Origin of the sequence: Salmonella sp. SA15303, from assembly GCF_029962125.1 — a bacterium.
GTDB lineage: Bacteria > Pseudomonadota > Gammaproteobacteria > Enterobacterales > Enterobacteriaceae > Salmonella > Salmonella enterica.
Genome location: NZ_CP123924.1, coordinates 1,875,874 through 1,889,969, shown reverse-complemented (window position 1 = coordinate 1,889,969; position 14,096 = coordinate 1,875,874). Strand labels below are relative to the sequence as shown.

The 14,096-nt window shown below is 48.8% G+C and carries 16 protein-coding genes and 1 pseudogene; 1 reads left to right on the top strand and 16 read right to left on the bottom strand.

Annotation, left to right across the window (positions count from 1 at the left end; genetic code table 11):
- Nucleotides 1-48: 48 nt before the first annotated feature.
- Nucleotides 49-180, bottom strand: a pseudogene (locus tag QEN31_RS09040) (tail fiber assembly protein); the annotation flags it as partial.
- On the bottom strand, nt 167-541 hold the full coding sequence (locus QEN31_RS09035) for a DUF1353 domain-containing protein (RefSeq protein WP_095112543.1): 375 nt from the start codon (nt 539-541) through the stop codon (nt 167-169). The pseudogene QEN31_RS09040 and the gene QEN31_RS09035, both read right to left, overlap by 14 nt.
- A gap of 51 nt (nt 542-592) precedes the next feature.
- Between QEN31_RS09035 and QEN31_RS09030 the strand changes: the two genes are divergently transcribed.
- A complete protein-coding gene (locus QEN31_RS09030; RefSeq protein ID WP_001259328.1) occupies nt 593-1,726 on the top strand; it encodes an acyltransferase family protein in 1,134 nt (377 codons plus the stop codon).
- 75 nt (nt 1,727-1,801) lie between these two features.
- Here QEN31_RS09030 and QEN31_RS09025 read toward each other — a convergent pair whose 3' ends face one another.
- The 14 genes from QEN31_RS09025 to QEN31_RS08960 all read right to left on the bottom strand — a co-directional run bounded on the left by QEN31_RS09025 (nt 1,802) and on the right by QEN31_RS08960 (nt 14,094).
- Complete coding sequence (locus tag QEN31_RS09025) at nt 1,802-1,975, bottom strand: hypothetical protein (RefSeq protein ID WP_000267959.1); 174 nt, start codon at nt 1,973-1,975, stop codon at nt 1,802-1,804.
- Complete coding sequence (locus tag QEN31_RS09020) at nt 1,965-2,540, bottom strand: tail fiber assembly protein (protein WP_000760501.1); 576 nt, start codon at nt 2,538-2,540, stop codon at nt 1,965-1,967. Before QEN31_RS09020 ends, QEN31_RS09025 begins: the two co-directional genes overlap by 11 nt.
- Complete coding sequence (locus tag QEN31_RS25375; protein WP_000583379.1) at nt 2,540-4,591, bottom strand: hypothetical protein; 2,052 nt, start codon at nt 4,589-4,591, stop codon at nt 2,540-2,542. The genes QEN31_RS09020 and QEN31_RS25375 overlap by 1 nt, the downstream gene beginning before the upstream one ends.
- On the bottom strand, nt 4,588-5,214 hold the full coding sequence (locus tag QEN31_RS09010; RefSeq protein WP_000729406.1) for a hypothetical protein: 627 nt from the start codon (nt 5,212-5,214) through the stop codon (nt 4,588-4,590). The genes QEN31_RS25375 and QEN31_RS09010 overlap by 4 nt, the downstream gene beginning before the upstream one ends.
- Nucleotides 5,198-6,424, bottom strand: coding sequence for a baseplate J/gp47 family protein (locus QEN31_RS09005; protein WP_001281712.1), 1,227 nt, complete (start codon nt 6,422-6,424; stop codon nt 5,198-5,200). Before QEN31_RS09005 ends, QEN31_RS09010 begins: the two co-directional genes overlap by 17 nt.
- Nucleotides 6,421-6,753 (bottom strand): hypothetical protein, encoded by a 333-nt coding sequence (locus QEN31_RS09000; protein WP_001261468.1) that lies wholly within the window; start codon nt 6,751-6,753, stop codon nt 6,421-6,423. The genes QEN31_RS09005 and QEN31_RS09000 overlap by 4 nt, the downstream gene beginning before the upstream one ends.
- Nucleotides 6,750-7,466 (bottom strand): hypothetical protein, encoded by a 717-nt coding sequence (locus QEN31_RS08995; RefSeq protein ID WP_000026342.1) that lies wholly within the window; start codon nt 7,464-7,466, stop codon nt 6,750-6,752. Before QEN31_RS08995 ends, QEN31_RS09000 begins: the two co-directional genes overlap by 4 nt.
- Nucleotides 7,463-8,506: a hypothetical protein gene (locus QEN31_RS08990; protein WP_001213277.1), complete on the bottom strand. Its 1,044-nt coding sequence runs from the start codon at nt 8,504-8,506 to the stop codon at nt 7,463-7,465. The genes QEN31_RS08995 and QEN31_RS08990 overlap by 4 nt, the downstream gene beginning before the upstream one ends.
- Nucleotides 8,506-8,781: a hypothetical protein gene (locus QEN31_RS08985; protein WP_000061271.1), complete on the bottom strand. Its 276-nt coding sequence runs from the start codon at nt 8,779-8,781 to the stop codon at nt 8,506-8,508. The genes QEN31_RS08990 and QEN31_RS08985 overlap by 1 nt, the downstream gene beginning before the upstream one ends.
- Nucleotides 8,778-9,494, bottom strand: a complete 717-nt coding sequence (locus QEN31_RS08980) for a hypothetical protein (protein ID WP_000011138.1) — start codon at nt 9,492-9,494, stop codon at nt 8,778-8,780. The genes QEN31_RS08985 and QEN31_RS08980 overlap by 4 nt, the downstream gene beginning before the upstream one ends.
- A complete protein-coding gene (locus QEN31_RS08975; protein ID WP_000729223.1) occupies nt 9,494-11,548 on the bottom strand; it encodes a hypothetical protein in 2,055 nt (684 codons plus the stop codon). The genes QEN31_RS08980 and QEN31_RS08975 overlap by 1 nt, the downstream gene beginning before the upstream one ends.
- A 123-nt stretch (nt 11,549-11,671) precedes the next feature.
- Nucleotides 11,672-12,259, bottom strand: coding sequence for a hypothetical protein (locus QEN31_RS08970; protein ID WP_000268743.1), 588 nt, complete (start codon nt 12,257-12,259; stop codon nt 11,672-11,674).
- Nucleotides 12,259-12,696, bottom strand: coding sequence for a hypothetical protein (locus QEN31_RS08965; RefSeq protein WP_001133547.1), 438 nt, complete (start codon nt 12,694-12,696; stop codon nt 12,259-12,261). The genes QEN31_RS08970 and QEN31_RS08965 overlap by 1 nt, the downstream gene beginning before the upstream one ends.
- Nucleotides 12,697-12,699: 3 nt before the next feature.
- Nucleotides 12,700-14,094 carry a hypothetical protein gene (locus QEN31_RS08960; RefSeq protein ID WP_001018953.1) on the bottom strand — a complete coding sequence of 465 codons (1,395 nt, stop codon included), beginning with the start codon at nt 14,092-14,094 and terminating at the stop codon, nt 12,700-12,702.
- Nucleotides 14,095-14,096 lie beyond the last annotated feature (2 nt).

The window sequence follows — 14,096 nt, the reverse complement described above, 5'->3', positions numbered from 1 at the left end:
GTACCGATAAGCGCAGTGTACACCATCATCACTGCGCCTCAAATCAACCTATAAGGTACGCGGTTGTTCAGGTTTCTTAGGCCAGTCGATTTTTGTCGCGGTCGATGTATCCACCCGGTTTACCAGCACCCTGTATTTTTTCCATTCGTCGAGCTGCGCTTTCTCATCATCTGTTGCAACGTTCTTTCCCATACATCCCCCTGCCAAACCACCTGACCGCCAGATGCATCACTATCCGTTTCCACTTCGGCACGCCAAGTACGGTCATTCTGTCCAGGAGTATCAAATCGGCTTCTTTTTTCGTGCGCAGCGCGTTGTCGTAAATCCAGTTGTGAATTATTGCGGTTTTGGAATATTTGCCATCTGGCGGCATGAACGTCCAGAATATGCGTGGTATCGTGGCAAAGTCGGTAATGAATCCAGCTGGTACACTGATTATATCGCTGATGTCGTCACTGAGGTAAAATTCAAAAGGCTCGTATACGCGCCATAAGAAATGGTCCAGCATTTCAAGAATTGCGGGAGTTGTGAAACAGCCCATGGTAATTATTGTTCTACCTGTGCGATAATGAGTTCTTTTTGAGGGGATGTTATGCGCACAAAGTTACACTCTCTGCAAGCACTGCGTGGTATTGCTGCGTTACTGGTTGTGTTGTTCCATTATAGAGGCTTTCTGAATGATGGAGCTAAAGGAAACCCTACAATATGGGATAAAGTATTTAGCCCTGGAATTATCGGTGTTGATATTTTCTTCATTATTAGCGGTTTTATAATGGTTTATACTACCTGGAGTTATATGCGAGGGAAAGCATCTCTGGTTCGGTTCTTGCTTAACAGGGTAATACGTATCATTCCGTTATACTATCTTTGTCTTGTCATAGCCTTTCTTCTTGAAGGCGCTATGAGCACTTTTCATTATCCAGACAAAGTGCAAAACATTTTAAGTGCGTTGACATTCACATTATACAAAACCTCTACACCGCCACTCTACATTGACGATGGTGGTACGTATAATATTCGATGGACACTCAACTACGAAATTTATTTCTACCTTGTATTCGCTTTATGTCTGCTGGTTAAACACCGAGTTCTGGCGCTCGTCACTTGGGGCGTTCTGGTAACCAGCATCATACCTGTGATAGCAGGATACCAACCAACAATAAATGTACAAGGTTATCCTTTTTCATCTCCATACTTCGGTTTTCTGACAAACCCTCTTCTACTGGAGTTTATTATTGGAGTTATAGTTGGCTGGCTGTACATCAAAATAAAACAAAACTTTCCTTCAAGAAAAATAGAATTATTATCAGGTATTAGTGCTATCGTACTACTAATATATATTATTTGGGGAATATATACTGGAAACATCCATGCGTTGGACAGGAAAAGTTCCCTTGTTTTGGGGTTCTTTGTTCTTGCCCTCACGCTTGGGGAATCTTTATTGCTGGCATTTATCCCCCGTTTTTTGACTTATGTGGGAAACATCTCATTTTCGTTATATCTGCTCCATAGCGCAGTTGGTCTTGCTGTGGTAAAAAGAGTTGGAGCTGTCGGATATTCGGATTTTAAGATGATCCCATCCGTGTTGCTGGCTATCGGGATATCTATCCTGGCAGCTCACTTTACACATAAATACATAGAGATTAATCTGACTCAGAGGATAAAAAATAAGTTAAAACAGAAAAATCTATTAAAGAATCCTCTTCCATACGGCAGTCTGCAATAAAAATAATTTATATACGCCCGGTAGTCCGGGCGTTGCTTTATTTAATTACCGTTATTATCATTCCAGTATCCTTTTTCATTTGCAGTTGGCGCCCATGGATTTTAAATCCCTGAAGACCATTGCCTGCATCATACCTGCCCAGTTATCTGTCTGTTGCCCCAAACCGTGAATCCACGGATGCGCCGGAACGACGGAACAATCCAGCGCAGCCAGGGAATCCGTAAAAGCCAGACGCGCTTCACGCCACATCCGGCACCTCCGGCCAGTCAGGGGAAGCTGTATCCACACGGTTAACCATTACGCTGTAGAGTTCCCATGCTTCAAGCCGTTTAATCTCTTCATCTGTGGCAATTTTTAGTTTTACTGCCCGCGCCAGTGGTGCGATGGCTGATTCAGCTTCAGAAAGGCGACGAATTTTTTCAGCCTCAGCCTTTTTACGCAGCTCTTCCGGAGAATAACCCCGCTGAACGACTTTACCGTCCTGATATAACCACGTACCATCACCACGGCAATCATCAGGACAGTCAGCAGCGTCTATTTCCGCAACAGACATATTAACCGGCCACAACATTGATACAGCATATGTGTTTCCACGTTGCGGGACTGGCTTATTAACAACACCCCAGACCACCCCCTCAGGGTCGTACATTATTTTTGCAGTATCATCAGAAAATAATGACTGACACTCATACCAGTCCTGCCCGTCTTCTGACTCCAGAAAATATGCACCTATATTTATTTCGGCCTGAGTTTTACCCCTGTTTACAGGCGCGTCAATCAGTCTGAAATTTTTAATATCCTGATATTTTTTCATTATACCGTTCCCCCTTGTACGGTATACCACTGATTCCCGACTCGTTTTTGCAAAGGCGCATAATTAATACCATCAATATTTTCGCCTTGATTATCTTTCCAGACGGAGGTAACTACATACCCGGGAGTGTTAGGCCATGAACCTGCATTGTTCCAGGTAGTCACTGATGTGCCAGCCCCTAACTGAACATCTGTGACGAAATTATTATTAATCCAAAGACTCAGCCAGCTATTCCCCCAGACAGAACCAAAGATGTCGCCGTTATTCTGATAGATGGCCCCGCCTGCACGAAGCGTGTTAGCGGTGATATCGCCATTGACCGTAAAGACAATCGAACCATCAGGATTTCGCTGGCTGTACAGATGCCATCCCTGATCGTCGTCCAGTTCAATAACAGTAGGCCTGTTTGCGTCGCCCCATAAATTAAACGTGGCTGTCATTGTCGAATTATTATTACTCGTCAGTGACAGCCTTTTCCCGTCACCTGCTCGTATGCCACCATTAGTGAGAACATCTACTGACAGGTGTAACCCGGAATTGTCGATATAACCGACCCGGGCATTATTGGCGTAAATACCCAGAATGCCGTCGCCATCCTGTTTAAACCCTGTATCGTTATCACCGAGCACAATCGAATTACCGCCCAGTGCATTGTCAGTACCAATACCCAGCGGGCCGTTAAGCTGCCCCCCTGTAATCGGCAATGCACCCACATCTTCGTAAGTGGGTTTCATCAGACTATTAAACAGTGTATATGTCTGACCGCTGGTTGAGTTTCCCGGCTGTACTGATGAATATTCAGGCGTGCTGTACAGCGTGACATTTGCATTGCCGGTGTAATCATATTGCGCAATTAACCAGTGCGCATGCTGGCCGATATTAATATAAATATCGTAAGTGTCGCCTGATGTATTAACCCATGCGACCTCGTTAGCAGAAGTCGGCGAGCGTCTCCACAGCGTGGCGGTTATTCCAACAGGTGAACCATTACCGGCACGCAGCACTAATTCACTGATTGCCGCCTGCTCAAATAAGCCAACGTTAAACCCAGCCCCTCCATATAATTTAATCACCGCAGTTGATGTAGCCTGCGGCATTACAACCGTGGCGATTTTGTACCATCCAGAAGCATTATTAAATGTGATGTTGGTAGAGGTCACAGCACCGATAGTTCTCGCAAATTGTTTTTTGTCCGGAATATCGCCGCCGTTCTGCGATTTTTGCAGGGCGCCAGTGATGCGGCTGTCGTCACCTGCGGCTACCGTTCCCTGAGTGGTGCCAACGTTGCGGGTCGCGCTGTCGCCGAGTTGTAGGGACTGACGGGCCTGCGCTTTATCGTTGACATCGGCCAGATTCTGGTCTTTCTGCAAATACCGTGATCCCAAATAAATCTCCAGGGGATTAAGCACAGAAAAATAGGTTTTTGTATTATCCAGAACGCATAGGACAGGAGCATCTTTAATAATATCATTGGCCGATAACTCTGCTTTATTCCCCTTGTATAGTGGGAATTTGCCAAGCACACGCCCCCCCATCGTCAGTTGCAGAGTGCTGGCTCCGGTATTGTTTAGCGCCGGAATAACCACAAGTGGAGTGCGCAATGTCCAGTCAACTCCACCATTGACGAAATAAGTTGCTGGTAACTCCAGCGTCAGATTATTCTCTGTACCTCCGGCCACACCAGCGACATAATGCCCACTCTGGAGCTCTTCAATTTGTACAAACTGATTTTCAGATCCTCGCGTCGCAAAATTCGCTATAACGTCATTCAGTGACCATCCCTTCGCTGTTGTACCTTCCTGACCGCGAATAACCGTCAGCATGTCATTATTAACTGCTGTCAGATGGCATACCTCAAAAACTGTTTCTTTTGCGTCTGTCAGTGTAATTTTGGCGTAAGTTTTAAGAGGGTTTGAGCTGTTCGCATAATCGCTGGTAAGCAAATTAGCAAACATCGCTCCCGCACCAGGCATCACCTGAATGGTCGTCTGGCTGGCGGTAATATCAGCCGCCAGTGAGGAGACGACATTATTTCCGAATCCAATAATCATTGCTCAACCACCGTTACCGAATAGGTATAAATAAATGGGAGTTTCACCAGCGACTGGTCAATTGCATCTTTAAGAAAGTGCCCGACACCATCGCCATAGTCAGGAATGGAGACAAAAAAAATGCCCTTATCGGGCATTACACTAATATCAAAAGTGGACTGTACAGGTGGGTCTATTCCGTTAGCTCCATGTATAAAGCGTGCAAGCCGTCGTTTGAACCAGTTGATGCAGAAGTGCGAACCATCGCCTTTATAAAAATTCCATGTCAGTATCCGTTTAAAATAGTCGTCCGGAACATATGACGCTGAGCCGGGAACATAATTTCTCAGTTTTGCATACGCGACATTATTGTACTCAATAGTGTTATACGCTCCACGTGCAATGGCATCCTCGGAGATCTGAAGCAGGGGGCGTGATTCCCCATAAATACCCGCCGCAATCCAGTCCAGCAACTCACCGGTAATCGCCGGGGAGGTCCAGCAAGGTAAATTCAGGTTGTTAAAGTAATCAAGATACCCCTGTGCCAGTTTGTTATAAGCATCAAAAAAGGCAACTATATCCGGATCGTCATTATATTGCGTATAGGGGTAGGCCGGAATAATGCTTTCAAGAAGAGCTGCCATATTGCTTAACCTGAATTTGTGAAGATGAAGTGGAAAAATAGGCGTAAGTATCACCATAAACCAGGCTGGAGTCGGTTGCAGGTGGGACAATTTTTCCGTTTATTCCAACCTGAATATCAATCATTGATACAAGGTTTGAAGATACAAGCCCCTTAACCTGATTAAGAAAAATATCCCGAATCAGGAAAATGTTTATTGGTTCACCCGTTGCAATTCCGTTAATGTAATCAGCAATGCTTTGCTGCACTGCTTTTTCAATCCCGGTTGGATCGATATAGCTGGTTGAGGCTGTATTCCAGGTGATTAAAAGCGTAACGTTTTGTGATGATGGCACTACAAACGGCACGTGATACGTATCCGGATACACAATGATCGGTATCGTTTTTTTATCCACCGCAGCGCCTGATGGATTCACTACATCATTCGTCAGTACGGAGATATCTGGCACGGCTTTATAGATAGCGTAAGCCACTTCATAAGGATCGCCGCCACCAGCTATCGCTACCCATGCCCCGAGCGATGCCTGTCGGTATGAGATCAGATTCTCCTGTACACCATAAACATTTTTCAGTTCAATCCGGTAACAGTCAGGCGTTCCCTGTACACCGTACATACCCGCCTGGAATACCTGGGCACGGTATGAAGAAAAAGTCTGTTCCTGCGCGCCGGGTAATCCAGCGGTAAGGTTGGTGCAGGTCAGGTTATATGTATTCGGTACTGAGGTTTTTATCTGATTTACAGTCCCCGCAGGTACTGCCCAGGAGCCCCCGGTTGTTGCCAGGCAATAGACAGGCTCCGTTTGTCCACTTTCCGGGAGCATCGTGTCACGCTGAACGGTATAGGTGTAGGTTCCATCCCCGACCATAAAACCTTTCGGTATAGCAAACCCGGGCGGGCCACTGAACACCACATAAACCGATGTATTGGTACCCTGCCCTTTCTGAACGCCGTACATATCACCCAGTTGCGCCAGCAGGTGTACATTTGCCGCATACGGGCTGCATGAGTTAATCAGGTCAACCCGCGCCTGATCACATACCACAAGCGCACCGACGCTCGTACTGACCATATCTTCAATCAGCGATCCTGGCAGATTTGTGGTTATCCCCGGGGACAGCGCTGTTGCAGTATCAATAACCAGTTGCCGGAGTTCATCCGTCGTTTTAGGAACAGGGCCGGCAATATCATAACTAATGGGTAAATCACTCATACATACACCTGAGCCACTATTTTAGAGCCTGAGTTAGTAATCGACGAAATGTTGTAAACAGGGGGATCAACATCCGCCAGCGCAATCTGTAGAGAGGAAAAATATTTGCTGAACTGCTGCTGGAGCCGGTTAACATAAAAAGTCGGCAGTATCTGCTGAATAACTGAGCCGTTAGCCGGTATACCGTGATTAGCAAAAAACGGGGACTCCTGCGGGGACAGCTTCAGATTCTGCACCAGCGTTGTGAGATACACAGAATCGTTAAACCCGTTTTCGTCAGTCGTGACCGTTACCCACTTCCCGTCTTTATCTCGTCCGTATGTCCTCATTCGGTAATACTCCCGTTGAATTGTGACGTTGGCCCTCCGGTATCCTGTCCGTCATTACCATTGCTGTGCCTGTGGCTGTTAACCCACTGAACCAGCTTTTCCCAGCCCTCCAGCATGATTTTCGGGCTGGTGCTGGCCGCACTGTCAGTCAGTGTTCCACTCTGCCCTGTCAGCGACCAGGTACCAGCGGTGAGCGTCAGAACTGTACTGCCCACCGTCACTTCGAATTTTTCAGGTGTGGCAATCGTGATACTTTCCGGTGTGAGCAGAAACGTAGTGTTGCTTTTCGCATCACGAATGGTTACCCCCTCCGGCCCGTACAGCGTCAGTACCTGACCATCGACGTTCTCCCACTCCGTGTTACTGATGGGTAAAAACACCAGCGCACTGAGATTTGCGGGGGGTGTCAGATCAGCCGTTCCCCCTCCGAGGCCGCTGGCGCCGCCCAGGTAGGTATCCGCCGGGATGACTATCCCCTTATCTCCTTTTTGCATCGGGTATCTGATGTACTGAGGGCCGAATAGCGGAATGGTCAACTGAGGTAACGTGTAGGGAATGTCCCGCAGCAAAAAGGTAACAGTGACCATTTTCCCGGACTGACTGACGACCTCTGCGGGTAAAATCTTTCCGGCCATCTGCATAGCGGCGGCTATTTTCTGGTCGGCGAAATTATTCATATTGCCGCCAAAATTGAGTTTTTTATTTATACTCATGTTGCAGCAATCCCCCCTGTTGGATGCGCCTCGATAACAGTTACCCAACTGTTTGCGTCCGGTTGCCTGCTGTTACCCACCAGACGGACCGAAGACACCAGAAAATCCCCCGTAAAAGCCGAGTCATCACGAAACTGTGAGTATGACGATGCCTGGATCATCGGCCTTAATTTCTTCGGCATCCGGATATAATCGCCCACCTGAATATCGCTGCGCATAACGCAGGGAATGGATACCGTACCAAACTGGATCCATGTCGGTTGACCAACAAGATCGGTAAATTCAATTTGCACGGGATTTTTACTTCTGTAAGAGGCGCTTTTTTTTGAATCTTTATCCTGGTGGTTAGCAAAATCGTTATCGAATACGCGGATCTCCCTGCCGTTCACCATCGCTATTTCAACACCAGAATAATTACTGTCCTTAATGATGCTTTTACTCAGCGAGTTAAGTCTGGTCGCAAGCTCCTGGAGACTACCGCAAAACATATTGCTGTCATAATTATTCACCAGGCGATCGCTGATACTGACTGAGAACCGGTAGTCACCCCCCAGCGTCTGAAAGCATTGCGTCAGCGCGACAGAAAGCTTAACCCCTTTGTTCCACGGCACCGTTAAATTTACGGGTGCCAGCGGTAGTGGGTTAACGTCAGACACAGGGCCGGCGGTCACAATAAGATCCAGCCGTAACTCGGTCCCCTGCCAGTTTCCCAGCACCTGCCAGATGGTCCCTTCCAGCACCAGTCCACGCTGTTCCGGTTTCGCCAGCGGCAACCCTTTTGACATTCCCACCCACATTTTTATGGTCATGCCAAACATATCCTGTCTGGCCTGTTGCATTTCCTGCGGACTGATGCCCCAGACAGTGATGCAGCTCTGCCCTTTGGGAGTGGATTCACCAAAACGGAGAAGGTCGAATTCAACCATCAGGCACCCCGGGTTAAATACCCCGTTTTTCATGCTACTGTACTGTCTGTACAGCGTACCGGGGTTGCCCTTAGCATCCGAAGCATTAAAAATCTGAATGTCGTAGAAACGCATCAGTTAAATACCTCAATCTGACCGTCAGAAACACGCCATACCATTCTGGTTTTGCTGAATGCCCCCACCAGTAAATTAATATCGTAATTCTTTGGGGAACCAATAACCGGTATTGTCAGTTGCCGACGGCCTGAGTTATCCGTGATATTGAGGTACCAGCGCTGGGCGGCAATATTCCATTTCGTCTGGCAGTTATAAACTTCACCATCGAGAACGGGAGTAAAGACCATGCTTTTCTGTTCGTTACCGGAGAAGGGATAATACGCCATGCTCATAAATTAAATGCCCCGCTCAGTTTTCCGATTAAGCCAATAACCGCACCCGATACACTACTGCCGAGTGAGGTATTACCAATCGCCGAGATGGTACTGGTCCAGGCGCTTTCTGTTGCCTTGTCCCCGTTATCAATCTTGCCCAGATAACTGTTTATCGCCTGTTCAGCCCCGGTTTCAGAAAGCAGTGGTTGCTCAAAATCCCATAACCATTGCCGCTGCGGTAAGGCATCATTCGATCCGGTAACATCACGCACCGTTCTCAGTATGCAGTTGCTGTAAATAATACCTGGCGTTGCCACAATAAACGTTCCGCCAAGACTGGCGTGTGCCTGCAATACGGCCTGCAACGAACTCAGCGTGACCAGCTTTGTCATGGCGCCAGTGTTTTCATTTACCGGCGCATCCATCAGCATTGGAATGCGCAGCGGCTGCGAGAGAAGCGCATTGGCTGCCACCGCCTGATTTGCAAACGGATAACGACCAATGTCGTAATCAACCATTGTCCCACCGGGCGCCGCTCGCCAGTGGCAGAAATACTTATCCAGATCCGTCAGTTCAATAGCGCCCCCCATCAGACCTGAAACGTAGCTGGCGCTCTGGGTCAGGGCGACTATCGGCAACATGCCGCCGGGTATACTCTGCGCCACACCATCGCAGAGAATAACCGGGGAGATTTCAAAACCGAGCTTGTAGAGCTCGCGGGTAAATGACATTAACCGAACCCTCCAAGTTGCGTACTGGATACAACTGCATTACCGCCGGTATTGTTATAAACAACAAGTCCCTGAGCATGACCACGCTTCTGGTTATCCAGAATTTGTTGCAGTATCTGGTCAGTTTTCCCCGAACCCTGTTGTACTGGTTGTACGACAGGGTTATTTGTGCTGGTACCTGGCAATTCAGAACCATACTGGGCAAGATATTGTCTCCGCACGCTGTCGGATGGATTTATATCCTGCAAAGATTTTTTCTGCGATTCCTGAAAATGACCTCCGGCATTATTGATAATCTGTATAACCTTCCCTTCACTTAACCGGGAGCCGGCACCTTCTTTTACTGACATGGCAGTAATTAATTTCGCGAGCGTCCGGGTATCATTTAAATTCAGCTTTTCGAATTCGCTGCGGCCAGTCGCATTCACAACATGCCCGATATATGCTTTCGTATTGTTCTCGTTAGATGGAGCCCATTTACTGATAATATCGTGGATATTGTTGATGCCCTTTGTGCCGTATATTTGCAGTTGTTTTGCAGCAGCGAGAACGCCTTCATCCAGGCTGGGGAACACAGCAAATTTCCCGCTTCTGGTATTGGCGGTTTCATAACCTGCGGCATAACGTAAATTCGCAGGATTATTGAACCTGTCAGCAATGGTTCGCCCCTTAGCATGAACATCAGCCTGTTTCCCGTCGACCGGCTTAACATCTCCTGATGCAAAGAATTTTTTTACCCCTTTCAGCCACGACCACACTCGCGGATCATCATCCCCACCCGGGGTGTAAGTCTCACTGGTAACGGGATCGGTGCGCTTCTCGTCGCTGAGTATCGATGACCGGGATTTAATGTCATCCGTCGTGATGTCGGATTTACCACTTATCCAGTCAATGACTTTGCCGATAACCCGACCAAGCCGCTCCACACCGGATATGAAAGCTTCAACATCTTTCTGGAATTCGGGGGAAGCCAGATAATTACCAAACCGGCGTATACCATCTGAAAGGCCATCAATCCATTTCCCCAGTTCCGGCGATTTGAGGACCGTTTCAATCGCGCCGGAAAAGGCATCCGAAAGTTTTCCCAGCTCCGGCGCCAGCGGTGCCAGTCCCCGGATAAACGTATTCCCGATACTGACCTTACTGCGGTCGAGCTGAATGTTGAAATCCTGCCACTGGCGAAGCTGCTGGTCCGTCAACTGAAGGCGGCGAGTGTCCTGCTGCGCCTGTTTCGCCATCGCATCGATTTCTTCATCGCTCATTTTTTTGAAGCGGTTCAGATCGTCAAGGGTGAAATAGTTCGTCAGCCCGTAGGCTTCAGCCCCCTGCTGCGTACTGCCGTTACGCACAAAAATATCACGCGCCGCTTTTATCATTTCAGGTAAAAGCTCAGCAGGATCCCTGTCCGGGTTATCGACTCCCATTGCCCGGAACTGCCAGCGTTTACTCAAATCAAGCTGCGCATCACGTATGGCGCCCAGAGTTCCGACAGGATTACCCAGCGCTTTCTGAAAATCGACAGCAGTCGAATTAAGTCCACCTGCCGTCGTCCCCAGCCCCATCGCAGTAAACCGTTGTGCGGAGGCATTGCCGGCCAGGTGGTTAAGCCCCCACAGACCGCCCGCACCAGCCAGCCCGGAAAAAAGCCCCAGAACGGTTCCCCATGAAAGCAGGCTGGTTGTGGCATCTTTAATATGACCTGCCAGCGATTTCGCATCCTTGCTGGCTTTATTCAGGAAATTGCGCGCACCGCCGGACTTCTTGTTAAACTCCGTCTGGGTTTTTGTGGCCTTCTCCAGATTACCGTTGAGTCGATCGAGGCCGTCATTAACAGATGCTAACGCCGCAACGCCATCAGCGAACGCTTTTGTAATCCCCTCCGTACCATCCCGGACACGTTCTGTCTCCTTTGCGGCCTCGCCGAGTCCGTGAACCGCCCCCCGCCATTGTTCAGGTAATTCGCCGAGTGCTTTCTGGTATTCATTGAATTTTTCCAGGAACGACTGAAATTTCTCGTCCTGAACATCAATTTCGACAATGGATTTAGCCGCCATTGAAATACCCCTTGCGTCTTATTTCCTCCAGAATGAACCGCTGCCGGAAATGGAGCGGGCTTTTATATTCACCGCAGCCCAGTTCACGACAGAGGTGACTGAAGCCTTCGCATGAGGCCCATGTCAGGAGGGTATGTGTGAGGGTTCCGGCAGGGCTTCCGGGGTCGGGGTATCGGTAGCCGTTTTCGACGTCGGTAAAGAATCGCGATACGCCATAGCGCTCAATGACACAAGTTGCCCACTGTACATATCGAGCGCTTTCCCCACCGTCGGTGCGATCAGGTTCGCTTTCTGAATGGCAGAGCTCACCATAAAAAAAACGACCTCGCCCTCAACTTCCCGGTACTCATCATCGGTGATAATTTCCTGCCTGAATGCAGCCTCCAGCGAAGACGTTTTCCAGGTTCCGTTATCGTTCCAGATGACCGTTGTCAAACGCTGTATCTCATCGACAATATTCGGCGTTCCTGGCTGAAGATCTCCTGCCTCCTGCCGCGCTTTGATGATTTTTCGCAGCATCATCGCCGCCACGCGGGGCGCACCTACCGAACCCACCAGGGAGAAAAAATTATTGAACAGATTCCCCAGCAGTACGCAATTTTCCTCAACGACTTCATACGGAAACGGCACAATGTGCAGATACACCAGTGATCCGTCATCGCGGGTGATGGTGCTGACAAAATTCAGTTTTCGGTCAATTTTCACGGCCATTAGCCCCACATTTTATCGTTGGTGATCAGATAACCGGAAATCGTCACGACATATCCGGCATCCATACCGTTGATGGTCAGTTCATTAAAATTCACCAGATATGCATTCAGGACCGTGTAGTTTCCGAAGGTGCTGGCATCCGGCGTGATAACGACCTCTCCCAGCGACGTATCAGAAGCGAAACGGTTCTGATAGCTCGCCGCCAGCCCCTGCGTTCGCAGTAAATGCATCGTGATCGTTACCTGCTGATAAGGTACCTGGCTCCCCACGGTTCCGGTCAGTGTGGGGATAATGTCCGTTGCAGCCGAATCCGGCCGCATACTGATCGCATCCTTACCCAGAAATGACGCGGTGACATTCAGCGCCGGAATATCCGTGACAGTCACCGCACCCCTGACACGGTTAAGAAAGCCCTGTGGTACTAATGGATTTGGCATTTATTACGCCCCCACAAAATTGGTCACGTTGAGATTAAAAGTGATGGACTCAAAACCACGACGCGGGGTGACAACCGCACTCAGGCCGTTATATTTTCCATCGGCGTAATCGGACTGATTCAGGCTGGTATAGTCAGCGAACGGTACTGCGTTGATGACCGCGTTCCCGGCATAAGAGCCTTTTTCATATTCCGCGTTGAACGATTCCTGCGTGAGTTGCGTATCAATCACCTGACCGAGGATTAGCCCGTAACTGATACCGGAACGGAGAGTTTTCAAAGCGCGTCGTTGCAGGCGACCAATTCCCTGCTGATCGTAATAAAGCGGGTTAACAGTAGTGTTAGAACCGTTAATCACTTCATTCGCCAGATCCAGCTCAAGGTTGATTGCACACCATGCCACCGAGTACCAGTAGTTAAACGGCATACCGTCAAGCATGTGACCGGCCACCAGCATTTTATTGCTCAGGCCACCTTCTGCCGCCGTGCCGATATAGTTGATATGGTTATCCTGCAGGGTTTTCAGCAACGTACCATTACCTGCCGGCGGATACTCCGTTACGCCATACATAAAGCGGTACGCCATCGGCGGGACCATGTTTGATGATCCCGGATCGTTTGCCAGTGAGGACTGGAACGGTGCCGCCATCGAGAACTCAGTTGCGCCAATTGACGGCGCCTCAACCCCGGCAAAGACATTCGGATATTTGCCGGATACCCATTCCTGGTACGTCGCAATCGTGGTAGTGACGAAAAATTTCACCAGCGCGCCGGGCGAAGTGTAATTGTTCGCCAGCGTTTTAAAGGTCGGTTCGGCGTCCCATTCCCTCGGCACAAGGTAAGAGAAAAATTTCTGGTATGTGTTTCCCAGAGAAGTATCTTCATCAATGAACGTACCAAGGGCCGCAACCGCAGATTTTACATTCATCTCACCCAGCTCAAGGACATAAACCGCCCGGCTGGTCCCCTGTGCCCAGTACGTGGTGTTCATCTGCTGGAGTTCTCCGGCGGCAACAGACGTTACGGTACCTGTAACCGTTGCTGTACCGGGATCACTGTTCAGGGGATAAGTAAACGTTTTTTCGCCTGTCACAGACGCTGTATATGCCCCGTTATAAGCAGCAGGCGCAGCACCAGAAATCACAACAGGGATCGTTTCATCAATGGACCAGCCATGATTTTCTGAAAGAGTCACCGTGACGGTATTCCCGGCCCACGCAAGCGAAGAAATAGCTTTTGCTGGCGCAACGATATTTTTTAGATCGTCTTTGGACGTCAGCAACTGATAACTCCCCGCCGCCAGCGTGGTTCCCCCCGTTGATACCAGAGCGCCTGACTTTAACAACTGGGAGGGTTTCGGCGGACTGGTCACCGACACATTGATATTTACTATTGCCATTT

Bases quoted from the DNA above. Each gene is read 5' to 3' on its own strand.
- QEN31_RS09035 (WP_095112543.1), bottom strand. From the start codon at position 541: ATGGGCTGTTTCACAACTCCCGCAATTCTTGAAATGCTGGACCATTTC.
- QEN31_RS09030 (WP_001259328.1), top strand. From the start codon at position 593: ATGCGCACAAAGTTACACTCTCTGCAAGCACTGCGTGGTATTGCTGCG.
- QEN31_RS09025 (WP_000267959.1), bottom strand. From the start codon at position 1,975: ATGTGGCGTGAAGCGCGTCTGGCTTTTACGGATTCCCTGGCTGCGCTG.
- QEN31_RS09020 (WP_000760501.1), bottom strand. From the start codon at position 2,540: ATGAAAAAATATCAGGATATTAAAAATTTCAGACTGATTGACGCGCCT.
- QEN31_RS25375 (WP_000583379.1), bottom strand. From the start codon at position 4,591: ATGATTATTGGATTCGGAAATAATGTCGTCTCCTCACTGGCGGCTGAT.
- QEN31_RS09010 (WP_000729406.1), bottom strand. From the start codon at position 5,214: ATGGCAGCTCTTCTTGAAAGCATTATTCCGGCCTACCCCTATACGCAA.
- QEN31_RS09005 (WP_001281712.1), bottom strand. From the start codon at position 6,424: ATGAGTGATTTACCCATTAGTTATGATATTGCCGGCCCTGTTCCTAAA.
- QEN31_RS09000 (WP_001261468.1), bottom strand. From the start codon at position 6,753: ATGAGGACATACGGACGAGATAAAGACGGGAAGTGGGTAACGGTCACG.
- QEN31_RS08995 (WP_000026342.1), bottom strand. From the start codon at position 7,466: ATGAGTATAAATAAAAAACTCAATTTTGGCGGCAATATGAATAATTTC.
- QEN31_RS08990 (WP_001213277.1), bottom strand. From the start codon at position 8,506: ATGCGTTTCTACGACATTCAGATTTTTAATGCTTCGGATGCTAAGGGC.
- QEN31_RS08985 (WP_000061271.1), bottom strand. From the start codon at position 8,781: ATGAGCATGGCGTATTATCCCTTCTCCGGTAACGAACAGAAAAGCATG.
- QEN31_RS08980 (WP_000011138.1), bottom strand. From the start codon at position 9,494: ATGTCATTTACCCGCGAGCTCTACAAGCTCGGTTTTGAAATCTCCCCG.
- QEN31_RS08975 (WP_000729223.1), bottom strand. From the start codon at position 11,548: ATGGCGGCTAAATCCATTGTCGAAATTGATGTTCAGGACGAGAAATTT.
- QEN31_RS08970 (WP_000268743.1), bottom strand. From the start codon at position 12,259: ATGGCCGTGAAAATTGACCGAAAACTGAATTTTGTCAGCACCATCACC.
- QEN31_RS08965 (WP_001133547.1), bottom strand. From the start codon at position 12,696: ATGCCAAATCCATTAGTACCACAGGGCTTTCTTAACCGTGTCAGGGGT.
- QEN31_RS08960 (WP_001018953.1), bottom strand. From the start codon at position 14,094: ATGGCAATAGTAAATATCAATGTGTCGGTGACCAGTCCGCCGAAACCC.